This is a genomic window from Bacteroides sp. 44_46 (genome assembly GCF_001915465.1).
Taxonomy (GTDB): Bacteria; Bacteroidota; Bacteroidia; order Bacteroidales; family Bacteroidaceae; genus Bacteroides; species Bacteroides clarus.
In genome coordinates, this window is sequence record NZ_MNQO01000020.1 from 409663 (window position 1) to 424165 (window position 14503).

General features: G+C 45.1%; 13 protein-coding genes. 4 read left to right on the forward strand and 9 right to left on the reverse strand.

What is annotated here, in order from left to right:
• Window positions 1–10: 10 nt before the first annotated feature.
• From BHV73_RS14290 to BHV73_RS14310, 5 genes are all read right to left on the reverse strand, one after another.
• Complete coding sequence (locus BHV73_RS14290; RefSeq protein ID WP_087413450.1) at window positions 11–451, reverse strand: S24/S26 family peptidase; 441 nt, start codon at window positions 449–451, stop codon at window positions 11–13.
• A gap of 191 nt (window positions 452–642) precedes the next feature.
• Window positions 643–2397, reverse strand: a complete 1755-nt coding sequence (locus BHV73_RS14295; RefSeq protein WP_143269501.1) for a hypothetical protein — start codon at window positions 2395–2397, stop codon at window positions 643–645.
• A 48-nt stretch (window positions 2398–2445) separates the two neighbouring features.
• Window positions 2446–3852: an undecaprenyl-phosphate glucose phosphotransferase gene (locus tag BHV73_RS14300; protein WP_087413452.1), complete on the reverse strand. Its 1407-nt coding sequence runs from the start codon at window positions 3850–3852 to the stop codon at window positions 2446–2448.
• Between the two features lie 97 nt (window positions 3853–3949).
• Window positions 3950–5020 carry a nucleotidyltransferase family protein gene (locus BHV73_RS14305; RefSeq protein ID WP_087413453.1) on the reverse strand — a complete coding sequence of 357 codons (1071 nt, stop codon included), beginning with the start codon at window positions 5018–5020 and terminating at the stop codon, window positions 3950–3952.
• An 11-nt stretch (window positions 5021–5031) separates the two neighbouring features.
• Entirely contained in the window at window positions 5032–5802 is a 771-nt protein-coding gene (locus BHV73_RS14310) for a glycosyltransferase family 2 protein (protein ID WP_087413454.1), read from the reverse strand.
• Window positions 5803–6284: 482 nt separating this feature from the next.
• Here BHV73_RS14310 and BHV73_RS14315 point away from each other — a divergent pair, with 482 nt between their 5' ends.
• On the forward strand, window positions 6285–8408 hold the full coding sequence (locus tag BHV73_RS14315) for a VapE domain-containing protein (protein WP_286738660.1): 2124 nt from the start codon (window positions 6285–6287) through the stop codon (window positions 8406–8408).
• 246 nt (window positions 8409–8654) lie between these two features.
• Here BHV73_RS14315 and BHV73_RS14320 read toward each other — a convergent pair whose 3' ends face one another.
• Window positions 8655–8897, reverse strand: coding sequence for a DUF4248 domain-containing protein (locus BHV73_RS14320; RefSeq protein ID WP_087413486.1), 243 nt, complete (start codon window positions 8895–8897; stop codon window positions 8655–8657).
• A 189-nt stretch (window positions 8898–9086) separates the two neighbouring features.
• Here BHV73_RS14320 and BHV73_RS14325 point away from each other — a divergent pair, with 189 nt between their 5' ends.
• The 3 genes from BHV73_RS14325 to BHV73_RS14335 all read left to right on the forward strand — a co-directional run bounded on the left by BHV73_RS14325 (window position 9087) and on the right by BHV73_RS14335 (window position 10236).
• Window positions 9087–9620, forward strand: coding sequence for an HU family DNA-binding protein (locus BHV73_RS14325; protein WP_022219746.1), 534 nt, complete (start codon window positions 9087–9089; stop codon window positions 9618–9620).
• A gap of 63 nt (window positions 9621–9683) precedes the next feature.
• Entirely contained in the window at window positions 9684–9788 is a 105-nt protein-coding gene (locus BHV73_RS14330; RefSeq protein WP_022219745.1) for a smalltalk protein, read from the forward strand.
• Window positions 9789–9792: 4 nt separating this feature from the next.
• Window positions 9793–10236: an N-acetylmuramoyl-L-alanine amidase gene (locus tag BHV73_RS14335; protein WP_087413455.1), complete on the forward strand. Its 444-nt coding sequence runs from the start codon at window positions 9793–9795 to the stop codon at window positions 10234–10236.
• A 7-nt stretch (window positions 10237–10243) separates the two neighbouring features.
• On the opposite strand, the gene BHV73_RS14340 is transcribed toward BHV73_RS14335, so the two are convergent.
• Genes BHV73_RS14340 through BHV73_RS14350 form a run of 3 tightly spaced genes read right to left on the reverse strand, consistent with a single transcriptional unit; the run spans window position 10244 to window position 14461 of the window.
• On the reverse strand, window positions 10244–11371 hold the full coding sequence (locus BHV73_RS14340) for an SDR family oxidoreductase (RefSeq protein WP_087413456.1): 1128 nt from the start codon (window positions 11369–11371) through the stop codon (window positions 10244–10246).
• Window positions 11347–11769, reverse strand: a complete 423-nt coding sequence (locus BHV73_RS14345) for an NUDIX domain-containing protein (RefSeq protein WP_162609580.1) — start codon at window positions 11767–11769, stop codon at window positions 11347–11349. The genes BHV73_RS14340 and BHV73_RS14345 overlap by 25 nt, the downstream gene beginning before the upstream one ends.
• The gene (locus BHV73_RS14350) at window positions 11762–14461 is read right to left on the reverse strand and encodes an amidohydrolase family protein (protein WP_087413458.1); all 2700 of its coding nucleotides are present in this window, start codon (window positions 14459–14461) and stop codon (window positions 11762–11764) included. Before BHV73_RS14350 ends, BHV73_RS14345 begins: the two co-directional genes overlap by 8 nt.
• Between the last annotated feature and the right edge of the window lie 42 nt (window positions 14462–14503).

Below are 14503 nucleotides of genomic sequence, written 5' to 3' on the forward strand. Positions count from 1 at the left end.
CACTCAATATTTATAATCGTCTATACAATGCCAGCAAATACCGGCGACAAGGCGCCAGCCTCACCCAACAATAAGAATACGTGCGCCACAACACACCGCCGGCGGCATACCTTTTGCCTTTCCGTATCACGGCAATCACCTTCCCTGCAACTTGTGCAGGAGTAGTTTCTTCGGTTTGTCGCAGGTTGCCGTCACCTTGCAATATAAGTCTATCATCCCTGCGGGCTATAATGCGATGCAACACAAACCGCCCTTCCGCATCCTTTGCCAATACGGTAACTCCGGTTTGCAGCTCCTCAGGAATAAAACCACCCAAAGTAACACGGTCACGACCATCCGCCAAAAAAGGATTCATACTGTTTCCCCGCACAGGAATAGTCACCGAATGTCCTTGCTCAATCAGCCGTGCCACCTCCGGCAATATCACTTCATTATCAAAAACCTTTTTCATCCTCTGTACACGTTCAGTTCTAAAAAAAGAGTATCCGTTGAAAAAAGAAGGCCGCCTCATTAAATCCTGAGGCGGCCCGCAAACAAACAAAACAAACAAGAAAGTCTTTTATGACTTTCCGTTCAGGCATTCCCGCTTCGCTAAGCAGGAATGCGAACTCGTCTCACGACGACATAGGACGTTATGTCTATTTATTTGTCAACCACATAGTGTATTTTAACTTTCACACAGCGATTCAATTTTGCATCCAGTCCCTGTGTACTCTTATCATTCACGGTGGCAATAGGATCGGTCAGCGTGTTGAGAGAGAAATTGCTTCCCACCACTTTCTTGAACCGCTCATTTTCCTTCAGCCATTTGATAACCGAATAAGCACGGTTGTGAGCCAATGTCTTATTACGTTCCAAACCAACATTGGCAGCATCCTTACCCGTGTAGTTGTCCTGGCTGGTAGCCAATCCCTCAGCCTGTACGTGCAGTATTCTTCCCTCTTCAAAGATTCTCTTCAGGGCACTCACGGCCGCGGAGTCGGCAAACTGTCCGGTATAACCTTCGTTACCCTCGATAGCTGCATATATATCGGCAAAGCTGAACAACTCGGCATCAGTATCCAGTTTCATGTTTTCTTTCACCAATCCGAGGCCGGCATGCGCATTCAAGCCATAAGAAGTACTCTCTTTATAATTGTCTCCACTCATCAGGCTTTGATTCTTGGTAGCATTATCCACACGATAGTACCAAGCCTTGTTCCCGCTGTATACAGGAGCATAGTAATATCCGTTTTTCTCTTTAAAGGCATTCATGCTTTCGGCGTCCATATCCAGTGAAATAGGTGAGGAAGATATTTCATAACCGCGTGAAACACCTGCCATACCGGCCGACTCACCGGCTTCATCCGTAGCCACATCCGTAGTACGCAATGTCGACAGTGAAGCGCCCGATGCCAGACGTGCAGCTACCGCATCATTGTCCTCGAACTTCTTCTGAGTGAAAATACCCGATGCCAAGTAATCGATGGAGTTCACCGCAGCATCAAACACTACCGGAGCATCATCCCGTCCTGAATAGTTGTTCGGGAAGAACACATAAAATACCATTGACTTATATTCAGGACAATCGCTGATAATCTGATTGATAACGGGACGGGTAATATACACCGGTTTCGCACAAGGCGCACATCTCTCCCAACCGCGTTTCTTGAAGTAATAAGTCATACCGATACGGATACCCGTATTGTTGTCGAACCACTTGCTGCTCTCACCGGTAGCCTTTAATGTCACTGCATCAAAATTAGTTTGGAACAACGTTGTGTACAGTTTCAGGTCCAAAGACAGATTTTTCTTTTTGGAGAAGAAACGGCTGTACTGCATTTCCAGGTGTCCGCTCCACTCATTACGTTGAGGACCGATATCTCTGTGATGCAAAGCGCCGATACCCGCAGAAAAGATAAACTGGTTCATCAGCTTGTCGGAATCGATACCTTCGTATCCGCAGAAAAGACGGGACAGGTTGAACATAACATTGGCATTCAAATCCCACCATTTGTTCTTCGTCTTCCAATAAGGAACACCGTCACTATTTATTAGAATCTGTCCGTATGTAAAGGGAGTCGGTTCCTTGCTATATCCGCGGGAGTTACCCATACCGAACTGAAGTTTCACACCGATGCCCGGAGTAAACCACTTACCCACACCCACATTAAAGTCGGGAGAAAGTTTTCCTGCAAAATCTTCTACCTTGCCATAGTCACCAAAGAAGGCATGGTAGCCCACACTTCCCAGTACAAACCAGTTATCCCAGAAACGGTTGGTCACCACACGATATTCATCATCGGTAGGCTGCGGATTTTCAATCATGTCGATGGAATCCTGCTCCACCGTTTGTGCGCCGATACTACCGCTCCAAAGCAGGGAGAAGAGCATCATGCAAAATGCTAATTTTTTCATTTTCTCTTAGTATTGAATATATTAATTATTGTTATTTGTCTTTTCCGTCTAATAAGCGTTTTTTTCACCATGAACAATGTTGGCAACCGTTTTATAAATGATATATACATCCAGCCCGAAACTCCAATGCTCGATGTACCATATATCATTCTTGATGCGGTTTTCCATATCACTCAACTGTTTCGTCTCGCCACGAAAACCGGACACCTGGCTCCACCCCGTAATGCCGGGCTTCACAAAATGCCGCACCATGTATTTATTTATCAGTTGCGAATACTCTTCCGTATGCTTCAACATATGAGGGCGGGGCCCCACAATACTCATATCCCCCAACAACACATTGACAAATTGCGGCGTCTCGTCAAGGTTCGTCTTGCGCAGTATGCTTCCCCAACGCGTCACGCGGGCATCCCCTTTGGTGGCCTGCATCCGGTCGGCATCACTGTTCACTTTCATACTCCTGAACTTATAGCAATAAAACTCCTTGTCATTCAGTCCGTTCCTTTTCTGTTTAAAGAATACGGGCCCCGGCATGGTACACCACGTCACAATGGCCACCACTACATAAATAATAGGAAACAAAGTACATAGGAACACAAGCGAGAACACAATGTCAAACCCTCTTTTAAGCACCTTGTTGCCTAATTGGTTCAGCGGTTCCTGCCGCAGGCTCAGATAAGGCACAGTGCCCACCATATTAAGATACATCTGATTCTGCAAATAATTATGCACATCGGGCACACTGTAAAAATGTACCAGATTATTCTCGCAATAATTAATCATCGGCACAATGACATCCTTATGCTCCGAAGACAAGCAGCAGAAAAGACTGCGTATATAAGTACGTTTCTTCAGAAATCCGACGACCTCCTGCGGCTTGCCCAAATATGTACACTCCTCAGGAAAAGCCGGATTGGGCTGATAATCGAAATACCCCACAACTTTATATCCCGACCAAGGCTGTGCCGTCAATTCATAATACAATTGCAGATTATTCTCCGTACTGCCCACCAATACCACCGAATGCAGGTTATTACCTTTCAGACGGGAATTCTTGATGAAAAAACGCAAAAGCAATCTGAAAGACACGATACAGACAAACAGTACGACGATATAGCCCAAAAAGAAATAAGACCACACATCCATATACTGCCCTATGGCAAGAATCGCCCCGGACAAAACGGCAAAGTAGAATACGTTAAGGAATACAAGCGTTACAATCTGATAAGCATACACCTTTCTTTTATACAGAATAACCGACCTCTTCATGCTACACAGCACGTAGCACAGCAACAAGGTCAGTATAATCTGAGCTTTCGGAGCGCTCAGTATTTTCTCCCAATGCGTACCTGCCAGAAAGAAGCAGAACAATTCAAAGATAACGCCACATAATAAAGTGTCTCCAATAATTACCGTAGCCTTTATCAGTTTACTATATGATTGTATTCTTACCATTCTTCGTTATCTGCTTGTTTCTTTTTATCAAGCTGCAAAAAAAGAGAAAAAACGGGTAAGCAAATAGACATTCGGTCACCAGTATGTGATAAATTGTCTATAAGGCGGCATTCACAGACTTCACGGAACTGCCTTTCAGCCTTCTCCACACCATATAGAAAGGGAAACAGCAAGCTTCGTCGGGCATCAGGCCAAACAGTAAGGAACAGCGTTTCAGCCAAAAGAATCCGTTCCCCATCACCCTGCCGGCAACTGTTCGTTTGTTCTCACTGCACTGCTCCCGCTCCATTTTCAACAGATAGCCGTCTCGCCAGATGATATTTCGCAATAACTGCATATTCCTGTCATGCAAAGGTCGTAGCGGAAACTCCCTGACGCCCTTGATATAGACATCGATAAAGCCGAAAAGCACCCTGCTGAACCTTATCATATTCAGCTCACGCAGTATCCCCACCAGTTTTTTCCTATCGAGCGAGGCATTGCGCAGCATCACCGCCACATCACACACCTGCTTCAACCCAATTCCGTAGGTCAGCACATGGCGGCGTAAATGGAGAATCAGACAGGCAAGATACAGCTCATACCCCTCTTTATCCGCATGCAACAGCTGCGTCAGCCTGTTATGCACCACCGGATTATACAGATATTCCCGCTGCCGATGGAATTCAACGAACACTCCCCTGTTCCGGAGCACAACATCTTCGTGCTCCACCCGATAAGGCAATTTCCACTTTTGCAGCACCTCTTCCAATCTCTCCCAGCCCGCATGCACTACAATATCCAAATCGCCATAGCTGCGATACATCGGCCTATTGTACCAATGCGCCACCGACGGCCCTTTAAAGACCTCCGCCTCTATGCCTGCCTCTTCCAGACTTTCCAGCCAGAAAGAGCCCTCATTGGCTATGCGGCTGTTCATCCGTTCCATATATATCAACTGTGCAATCCACTGCCCCCACAACTCTCCGTCCGGACGCACGCCACAATGCGCGATGCCGTCCGTCACAATGCCCGACACTGCCTGCCGATGCCCCATATCGTATATCCGGCACCAATCATCCCGTGTCAGTCCGGTCATGTCATATCCGGGTTCATCCGGCTCCTCTCCCCACAATCCCAGTCTCAGAAAGTGGAAGAAAAGTTCCTCATCACGCCCCATATTTTCCATATCCCTGGTATTTACCTTCCCGCACCAATCCGTTTAATCCTTGCTCCGATAAACTGCGGTACTTTCCAGCTCATCTTCATCAGCTTTGCAGGTACTCCCGGAAAACCGTGCGCCCTGTATATGCCCACATCTTCCTTCCACATCTGCTTCCGTCTGGCACTGTCGGTGGACAAACCGCCCATACGCATCCTCACGATGTACTTGTTCAGATACTCCACACGCAAATCCGCCTCATACAGATACCTCACCAGCAGGTCCGTGTCCGCCGCTATCTTATAGTTCTCGTTATACAATCCCCACCGGCCCATCACCTCGCGCCGGATGTACACCGTAGGATGCAGCGGCAGCCAGCCGCATTTCACTTTCCATTTCCGATAGTTCCCGCTAATCCAGTCGCGCACGGGCCTGTCCGTGTGCTCAAAATCTACGAACAATCCGTTGCCATATACCAGTTCGGCTCCTGTTTCACTGAATTTTCGCACAATATCCGAAATGACATGCCTGTCGAACAGAAAATCATCCGAGTGCAACAGCCCTATGATATCTCCGGTTGCGGCCTGCACTCCTTTATTGATGCCCTCGTACATACCTTTATCGGGCTCCGAAATAATTCTGGTAATCCGGTCCTTATATCGGTTTATCACTTGCAAAGAGCCGTCTTTGCTTGCCCCGTCCACAACGATATATTCTATATCCGGATAGTCTTGCGACAACACACTTTCTATGGCCTGCCCTATGGTCGCCTCTCTGTTAAAGCAGGAAGTGATAATGGATACTTTCATTTAATAATAAAACAACGCGCTCCTTTACACATTATTGAAGTAATCATTTTCCAATCTATCGAACACATTCCGTATTAAATGCCATCGTTCCTCTTTGTCCGCGGCATGCACGTAGATACGTAGAATACGGTAATACTGGTTTATATCTACGCTAACCCCTTTTTTACCTTATAGTAAGTGCGGGTACTCATAGAGGCCATTTTGCATACCTCATTTATAGTCAAAAACTTACCACCCACCATATAGCTATAGCGAAATAGTTCCAAAAGGTCTCCCAATTCCAGGTTAGGCCCGAAATCCGCAGCTTGCTTGCTTTTCTTCATTTAGTTTAAATTTATTAAGAATGTTAAATCACGTACGGTTCATGACCGCCATGACGGTCATGAAATTTTGTTGCAACAAAAAAATATTGTGAACTTCGACACTTTTTAGAACCTGCCCCAAAGGATGCAGGCTCTCATTTATCAACGAAATAATTTTATATGAAAGAACTTCAACTCAGCCTTTTCAAAGGCTATCCGGATACCGTACCGGACACCATCACCCTACAAGGTATAATCAATCTGATTCAGAACGACCCGTCCGTACGCGACCATACAGAGAAATACCGTTACTACCATGAGCAAGGAAGCCTGTCTGCAGCTGCCCGCGAAAAGTCCTCATGCCCCTGCTTTGCCGTTGCCGTCACTTTTGCGGGCGGCAAGCAGCAAGCCCATATCCAAAGCTGGACTTCTTTGGGCATTGTAGACATAGACAATGTACCCACGGAGAAACTGCCGGAAATAAGAGAACAGATTACCGGCAGTCCTCACACTCTCCTTTGCTATACTACCATAAGCGGCAGGGGCATCCGCATCATTTTCCCGATAGACGGCTTGACCGACGATACCGAACAAAACATAAAACTTTACAAGAAGGCTTTTGAACAAGGGAACCGTTATTATGCCGACCTCACGGGATGTACATGCGACTTGAAATGCAAAAATGCCACCCGCCTGAGCGGACTCGCCCATGATACCGGTGTCTATTTTAATCCCGACGCAACACCGTTCCACATCGCTATCCCTCAGAAACGCACGCCCGGCAATGCAAAACCTGCCGGAAAACGATTATTGAAGAAAGCTCTGACAGCCGCCGGACGTATTCTGAAAAAAGAGGGTATCGCCTACGAAGCCCATCACCGTAACGAGTACATCATGCGAATGGGATATCTGCTCAACACCTACGGCATCCCCCTGCAGGAAACCGAGGAATGGGCCGCCCGGCAGTTTGCCGACTACGACGGCGATGCGGCAGGCATCATCCGCTCATGCTACCGCCACACCGACGAGCACAACACACGCCCGCTGACAGGAAACGGCTCCGCCCCATCCGAAGAAGAGGGATACGCCAATGTAGCAGAAATAGAAAAGTTTCTGGCCTCACAGGCCCTTTTCCGGCAGAATATCATCACACGGCAATGCGAAGTGGCCTTCAAAACCCTTGACGACTTTTCCGGCAAGCCTGCATATACCTCGCTCACCGACCGAGACGTCAACACGCTGTGGAGCCGCATGAACAAAGAAATCAGCCGTGTCCGTCTGAACGATATTTATAATGTGCTGCACTCCGAATACGTGCTTCAGTTCAATCCGTTCCGGGAATTTCTATTCAACCTGAAGCCATGGGACGGCATAACCGACTATATTGGAGAACTGGCCGACACCGTCCGTGTCAAAGGAGATCAGCAGCGCTTCAAGCACTATTTTCGGAAATGGTTTGTCAATATTCTCCCGACCTTGTTCGAGGAGCATTCTGTCAATCATGAAATACTGGTGCTCATCGGTCCGCAAGGCAGCTACAAAACCACTTGGTTCAACCATCTGCTGCCGCCCGAACTGCAACGTTATTTCTATACCAAGATGAACAGCGGCCGCATCACCAAAGACGACCAGTTTACACTGACCGAATTCGTGTTAATCTGCCTGGAAGAAATCGACGAGATGCGCCCTGCCGAACTTAGTCAGCTCAAGGCATTAGTCACCATGAAAGGCATCAATGAACGCGCCGCTTACGGACGCAACAAAGAACACCGCACGCACATCGCCAGTTTTTGCGGTACAGGCAATAACATTCAGTTTCTGAACGACCCCACCGGCAATCGTCGTTGGCTGCCCTTTGAGGTAGAGGAGATTAAAGACCCCAATCTCTATCCTTTCAACTATGAAGGGATATACAGCCAGGCATTCGCCCTTTGGAAAAGCGGCTTCCGGTATTGGTTCAATCGGGAAGAAATAGACGTACTAAATGAGCATAACCGGAATTTTGAGACTCCCAATCTGGAGAAAGAGCTGATATTAACCCATTTCCGCCGGCCGCTGCCCGGAGAAAACGGCATTTTCATCACTACAGCCCATATCCTGAATCGTATCAACGCTCTTATCAAGCATCCGCTCAGCTCCACTAAAATCGGCATCATCATGAAGCAACTGGGGTTTGAGAACATCCGTTGCGGCGGTCAGCGAGGATACAGAGCTGTGGAATACAATGCCGAAGAAATCTATCGCAATCAATGCGCCGCCGCCCGCTACGGCAGCGACTCTTCAACCGCAGCCGAGCAACCGTAACAAATGACACCTTGACACCTTTGACACTTACTTTTTAAAGTCGTATGCAGAATTTATATATATAAAATCCGTTTTCACCATCATGCATTTATTAACAAACCATTATATCTAAAACTTCCATATATAAGTGTCAAAGGTGTCAAGGTGACAAAATCGAGACTACTTTCACTGCCTGTCGAGACTATCCTCGGAGCCCTGTGAGAGTAGTCTCATCCGTTCACGAGACTACTAATGCCGGTCCCCGCTTCAAGGCCTGCCCAAATGTGCAAAAATCAGTTCTACCTGCCATGAAGTAAATACGTGCTGACGGGAGTAATATCCCGCATTTTGTAAAGCCTCGCTGAGTGCCTTGTTCAGTTTAATCCAGCGTGCCAAGCGGTTCAGCGCCGATGTCGGCGCTATATCGGGAGCATAGGCCTGCGCCAGTTCCTGCTTGGAATAAGGTTTGATTTCCCAACATTTCTCTAAAGCCGTTCTCTCTGTATCCATAGTTGTTTTCATGTCCATAACTTTTTGATTTTTAGAGTATAAAGTTACAAAAATATTCTTACACAACCATCACTTTCCGTCCTTGTTTTTCATCTTATTTCCTATCCGCTCACGCTCTTTCCGCCATATTCATTTTCGCCCTTACCGCAGGTTGTATCTTTGCTTCGTAACCAATTAATAATTTATTTTATGGCATTAAATTACAGTATTTCCATGCTTTCCAACCCCATGAAACCGGGTGAAGCTAAAAAAGCCTATGCAAAGGCACAAATCAGTCAGGAACTGACGCTGAAAGAGCTGAGCCGCCTCGTGGCCGGTCAAACCACCGTGAGCCGCGCCGATGTATCTGCCGTGCTGATTGCTACCGTGGACAACATGATAGACAGTCTGCGTGCAGGAGAACAGGTGGATTTCGGAGAACTGGGAAAGTTCCGTCTTCAAATCACCAGCCGCGGAGCTGAAACAGCCGAGAAATTCACCGCAGCCAACATCACCGGGGTCAACATTCAGTTTGTGCCCGGTGAAGATTTAAGAAACATCTTTGCAGGTATGGGCTTCACCCCTGTGCCGACACGCGCGGCAGCCCGTGCCGTGCTCAAAGCCCAAAAGGCCGGGGAGACAATGGTAGATATTTCGGGAAAAGACACTTCCGGCGGCGGTTCCACAGGTGGTGGCGGCAATAGCGGCGGCTCCGGTGAAGAGGAAGAAAATCCGTTAGGATAAAACCGTCATACGGGCCTATTTCCCTTTTATCATCACATTTAAAATTTCAAATCAACAATTATCATGAAGAAAGAATCAAAATCAATCTGGGGAGTTATCCTCAAAGTAGTTATCGCCATCAGCACCACGTTGGCTGGTATATTCGGTTTAAGCGCCTGTACCAAATAGACGTATGAAATCAGGCAGTTTCTATCAAAACTATCGGGAGGTTCGCCTCCTGATAGTTCATTGCAGCGCCACACGCTGTAATCGTGACTTTCCGCTCGATGCCTTGCACCGCAGCCATCTGTCACGCGGTTTTGCCAGTATAGGTTATCATTTCTACATTACCCGCGAGGGCAAGGTGCATATCTGCCGCCCCGCACATCAAATCGGGGCACATGTCACCGGCTGGAACGACAAAAGCATCGGCATTTGCTATGAGGGCGGGCTCTCGGAAAAAGGCGTGCCCGCCGATACACGTACGTATGCACAAAAGTGCTCGTTGCTGGACCTGCTACGGCAATTGAAGGCAGATTATCCGCAGGCAAAGATACTGGGGCATTATCAGGTCAGTCCGAATATCAAGAAAGCGTGTCCTTGCTTTGATGCAAAGGAAGAGTACAAATTCATCTGAAAAACCACTACCATTTTATCCCATGATAATCTTTCAAAAACAATCCGGACTTCAAAAACTCCTTTTTACCGGAATAAAAATAAGAGAGAAAAGGATCGCACACTCTTGCCGCTCCGTCAGCTACAGTAAGAGGGGGCGTAAAACCACTTTCCAAATTTCTCTTTGCTATCGGATAAGGGTTTTCATCCGTAATCCACCCGGTATCAACACTATTCACATAAATTCCCAAACGCAGATAGTCCTCTGCAACAGTTCTGGTAAGCATATTCAAAGCAGCTTTGGCCATATTGGTATGAGGATGAAACGGATTTTTATTTTTTTTGGAAAAACAACCTTCCATTGCAGAAACATTTACTATGAATTTTTCTTTAACAGGGGCTTTCTTCAATAATCCCACCAACCGCGAACAGAGCAAGAAAGGTGCTGTCACATTGACTAACTGTACTTCCAAAAACTCTCTAAGCGACACATCCCAAGCTTTTGATATCCAACTGTTATGCGTTCTCAAATCTTCCAAAAAACCATCTTCATCGACTTTATCCGGCATAAAAGTCCTCTCAATATTCCCACAGTTTTGCTTCTGTTCCAAATAATACCGCAACAATTTACCCTGAACGGGAGACAATCTATGGTTTTCATGCTTTTCCAAATCTCTCAAGTGCCGGTAATATTCTTCCGGACGTGCAATAGTTTGAGCAGCATTATTAATAATAATATTCAAATAAGGAAGCTTTGCATTCATCCAAGCAATCATTTCTTCCACTTTCCTAATGTCCCGAAAGTCTATCCCATAAATCAACAGACGATCGGACCATTCCGCAAAGTCATTTTCCTTACTATACTTTTCCGCTGCATTTGCAGGAAAACGAGTGGTTATAAGTACCGTTGCCCCTTTACGCAACAAGGACAATCCGACTTGATACCCAATCTTTATGCGCGCTCCCGTAACCAGCACCATCATTCCTGCCATAGTAGTGTCCCTACACTGAAGTTGTTGTAACTTACGTTGATTGGCAGCATAACATTCGGAGCACATTGAAAAAGGAATTTCTTCCTTTTTTAATGGACGATGACAGATATAGCAATGGTCAAAATGACGACCTTTTGCTATCACGGACAATTTTCTTCGTACCATTTTCTATATATATTTAAAGCTCTCTGCGTATTTTGTGACAAGTTTTCCGGCAAGTCATCCCAAGCAAACCAACCGATTTTTTCATGCTTATCCGGTTCCCGGTTCACTGCCCATTCTGTATTACAGCTATGCATAGCGAAAAACAAAGAACACCAATGAGCATTTTCCGAAGGCAGGATATAGTCAGTGTACCCTATAAACCTGGCTGTACAATCCGCAAGTCCCGTTTCTTCACCAAATTCACGAATTATCGCTTCCTCTACTGTCTCACCATATTCCACCGCCCCACCCGGAATCGACCAGCAGCCGACTTCCGGCGCTTTCTTCCTTTTCAACAAAAAAAGCCTGCCTTTGTTGTCTTGCAATACCCCGCCTACACCTACTCTTACACTATTCATATTTGCTTCCATTATGTTTACGGAACTGTTGTTCAAACCCTTGTCTACGAATATTGTTCAACCATTCATAAACTTCCTTCGGTGCATATCGCTTTTTTCCTTCCAAATCTCTTTCTTTTTCAAGAGCCAATGCCAAGAGGGCATATTCATCTTCGATGGAAGTATCAAAAATACCCCGGTCGTCCGTATTGACAGAAACCGATACTTGCGGACACAGTTCTTCTTCACCTATTGAGGGTAATCCCAAGCGGTACAATTGTGTAATGGGGTGTTGCGCATAATGTTTAAAACTCCCAATCAGATGATTGGAAGTGATATTGGCTTCAACACTTATATACCTTGAAGCAATCTCCTTGCGCATGGCATGCTGCACTTTCTTTATCAAGCCTATGATTTCCGATGACAAACATATTTCGCATCTTTCCTCTCCTCTTCGCCGAACACCGCTGTCATAATGATAATAATGATATAACCATACAGCAATCTTGTCCTTTCTCACATGAGCCATATCAGCAGTCAATGTATTCAAGGCTGTAATTTCCCACCAAGTGTGATATTGATATTCAGTAAGTTGACTTATCGGGTTTAGGTAATATGCAGGATCATCTCCACGCAACAGCCATGAATAGTAATAAGTAGTAAGGTTTCTGCCAGGATCCAACAATTCATCTTCAACAAATATATTTTCTCCTTCCCGCTCCTTTTTTCCTAAATAAATTTCATCATAAAAGTTCTCAAAAATATTTTCCAGTTCTAAAGCGACATTAACAGAAAGCTGTATCCCCAATTCACGTGCCTTGTGATGGAGCCAAGCCGCATTGTCCAGCATATTCTGCTTAGACATGACCACCCGATGATTACGATGTTTATAATATAAATCCACATCAATTCCCAAAGCCAAAGCATGTCCGATACGATCTCCGGCCTTCAAATTCAAAAATAACACCGCCTCGTCTATAGCTCGCAATCCATCCGTAATATCCCAAAAGTCCTCACCGACATGATAAGTAAAATTCAAGGAACGGAGTCCTTTATAATGGTCATATCCCAACTCATGAAAATCCGGACTATAATTACAGAAACATTTCATATAACGATAAACCGGTCCGAACACTTCCGGACGACAATACAATTCAGAGTTAGCAGCATCCACTCCTACAATCAATTCTGCCATACGCGGTCTCTCTCTCACCGTTTCCAGTATGGCCTCTCCCTGTTTTTTTATTTTCCGACGAAATCCATAATGCCTATAATCTACCATCACACACGGGTACTCGATCAAAGAATTCAACCTATTGTCCGATTCGGCATCACGTTGTTTAATAAAATGCAGTATGTAATAATGCTTCCTACCTTTCTTTTGCTTTTCTCTATTCTCTTCACTTGTTCTCTCTCCTGGCAACCGTCTGTTAATCTGCCGTTCAAGTAGCTCAATAGAATGAATCAGCTGGGAACTGGTATCCTTAGGGGTAATCCGACATTCCAAATACTTAAGATACTCTTTGGAAAAAGCCATATCTACCGCCAGTTTCGGTATGAGTTCCTGATATCCCCAACGTCCTTCTATAAATATCTCCTTACGTCGTTCATAATCGGAAAAGTTACTAAATCCCGCCTTTTCATTCAGTTGTATCAGTTCTCTCCTAATTTGTCCTTTCTGTAATAAATAAGCGTAAAATAACCATTTATCTTCGGCGGAAGCATTTCCTGAAAAGATGAAATAGAACATATTATACAAAAGACAACGTTCTCCCGATAAGATTTTCTCTGCAAGATTCCAACGTTCCACAGTTCCGAAACTGTCCAAAATCGCATAATCCGGATAAAAAGATTTATCGCCGATTTCCAACTTGCTTCCTTCCGTAAATTTATAACTATCTATCAGGCCATTTACTTCCATAATAGCCCCTACTGTTTGGATAGCCATCTCATCCTCGCATTGTAAAATCACTAACAGTACCGGAAAAAAAGCTTCCGCCTTTTTTTTATTTGTAATTCTCATAAACAAATAATAGCGGATGGCATACGCTTTTATAGTAGTCAAATGAGCTGTTTCCCACTTTTCATTATCTGTCGTAATTGTTTTATGCGAAAGACATTTCTTTAATTTTTCAAACTCTGCCTGCCGACCAGACATATCATTCATCAAAGAGAGCCAATTCAATTCATAATTCAAGGAAGAACCCCGCAGATGAAAATGCAGGTCACACACACCTTTCCGCAAAATGTGAGCAATGGAAGGATTATCTTGCATCAATACCACAGGCCAGAAAAAAGAATCCCGTTTTATATTGGCATTGAAATTATTAAAAGCCAAATAGGAAGTCGTAAACAAATCCTCCCCCAACTTATAAGTGAGCATGCGCCATCTCAATAACTCCTGAAATCTGCAACATGGCTGAAAATCTTTTTCAATCAGTACCTTTTGACTGAAATGCAATAACACATAGAAGAAGTCGGGCTGTCTATACTCCAAGCACTCTGTAGGAAAGGATATCCAATCCGACCTCAGCAAATAATATAATTCCCTTACCTGGTCTATCGTATAGCATTTGTTCTCTATCATAAACTTGCTGCAAAACATATCCTCCGTCACTCCTAAAGTGGCATCCCAGTCTTTTTTGTGATGTAGGATCTCCGCACTGTTTATTTGAGAGAACAAAGTATCGATAACCGCACGAATATTATCCATGACTTATTAAATAAAATCTATATTATTGCTTTTATTGATTCT

Bases quoted from the DNA above. Each gene is read 5' to 3' on its own strand.
- BHV73_RS14290 (WP_087413450.1), bottom strand. From the start codon at position 451: ATGAAAAAGGTTTTTGATAATGAAGTGATATTGCCGGAGGTGGCACGG.
- BHV73_RS14295 (WP_143269501.1), bottom strand. From the start codon at position 2,397: ATGAAAAAATTAGCATTTTGCATGATGCTCTTCTCCCTGCTTTGGAGC.
- BHV73_RS14300 (WP_087413452.1), bottom strand. From the start codon at position 3,852: ATGGTAAGAATACAATCATATAGTAAACTGATAAAGGCTACGGTAATT.
- BHV73_RS14305 (WP_087413453.1), bottom strand. From the start codon at position 5,020: ATGGAAAATATGGGGCGTGATGAGGAACTTTTCTTCCACTTTCTGAGA.
- BHV73_RS14310 (WP_087413454.1), bottom strand. From the start codon at position 5,802: ATGAAAGTATCCATTATCACTTCCTGCTTTAACAGAGAGGCGACCATA.
- BHV73_RS14315 (WP_286738660.1), top strand. From the start codon at position 6,285: ATGAAAGAACTTCAACTCAGCCTTTTCAAAGGCTATCCGGATACCGTA.
- BHV73_RS14320 (WP_087413486.1), bottom strand. From the start codon at position 8,897: ATGGATACAGAGAGAACGGCTTTAGAGAAATGTTGGGAAATCAAACCT.
- BHV73_RS14325 (WP_022219746.1), top strand. From the start codon at position 9,087: ATGGCATTAAATTACAGTATTTCCATGCTTTCCAACCCCATGAAACCG.
- BHV73_RS14330 (WP_022219745.1), top strand. From the start codon at position 9,684: ATGAAGAAAGAATCAAAATCAATCTGGGGAGTTATCCTCAAAGTAGTT.
- BHV73_RS14335 (WP_087413455.1), top strand. From the start codon at position 9,793: ATGAAATCAGGCAGTTTCTATCAAAACTATCGGGAGGTTCGCCTCCTG.
- BHV73_RS14340 (WP_087413456.1), bottom strand. From the start codon at position 11,371: ATGGTACGAAGAAAATTGTCCGTGATAGCAAAAGGTCGTCATTTTGAC.
- BHV73_RS14345 (WP_162609580.1), bottom strand. From the start codon at position 11,769: ATGAATAGTGTAAGAGTAGGTGTAGGCGGGGTATTGCAAGACAACAAA.
- BHV73_RS14350 (WP_087413458.1), bottom strand. From the start codon at position 14,461: ATGGATAATATTCGTGCGGTTATCGATACTTTGTTCTCTCAAATAAAC.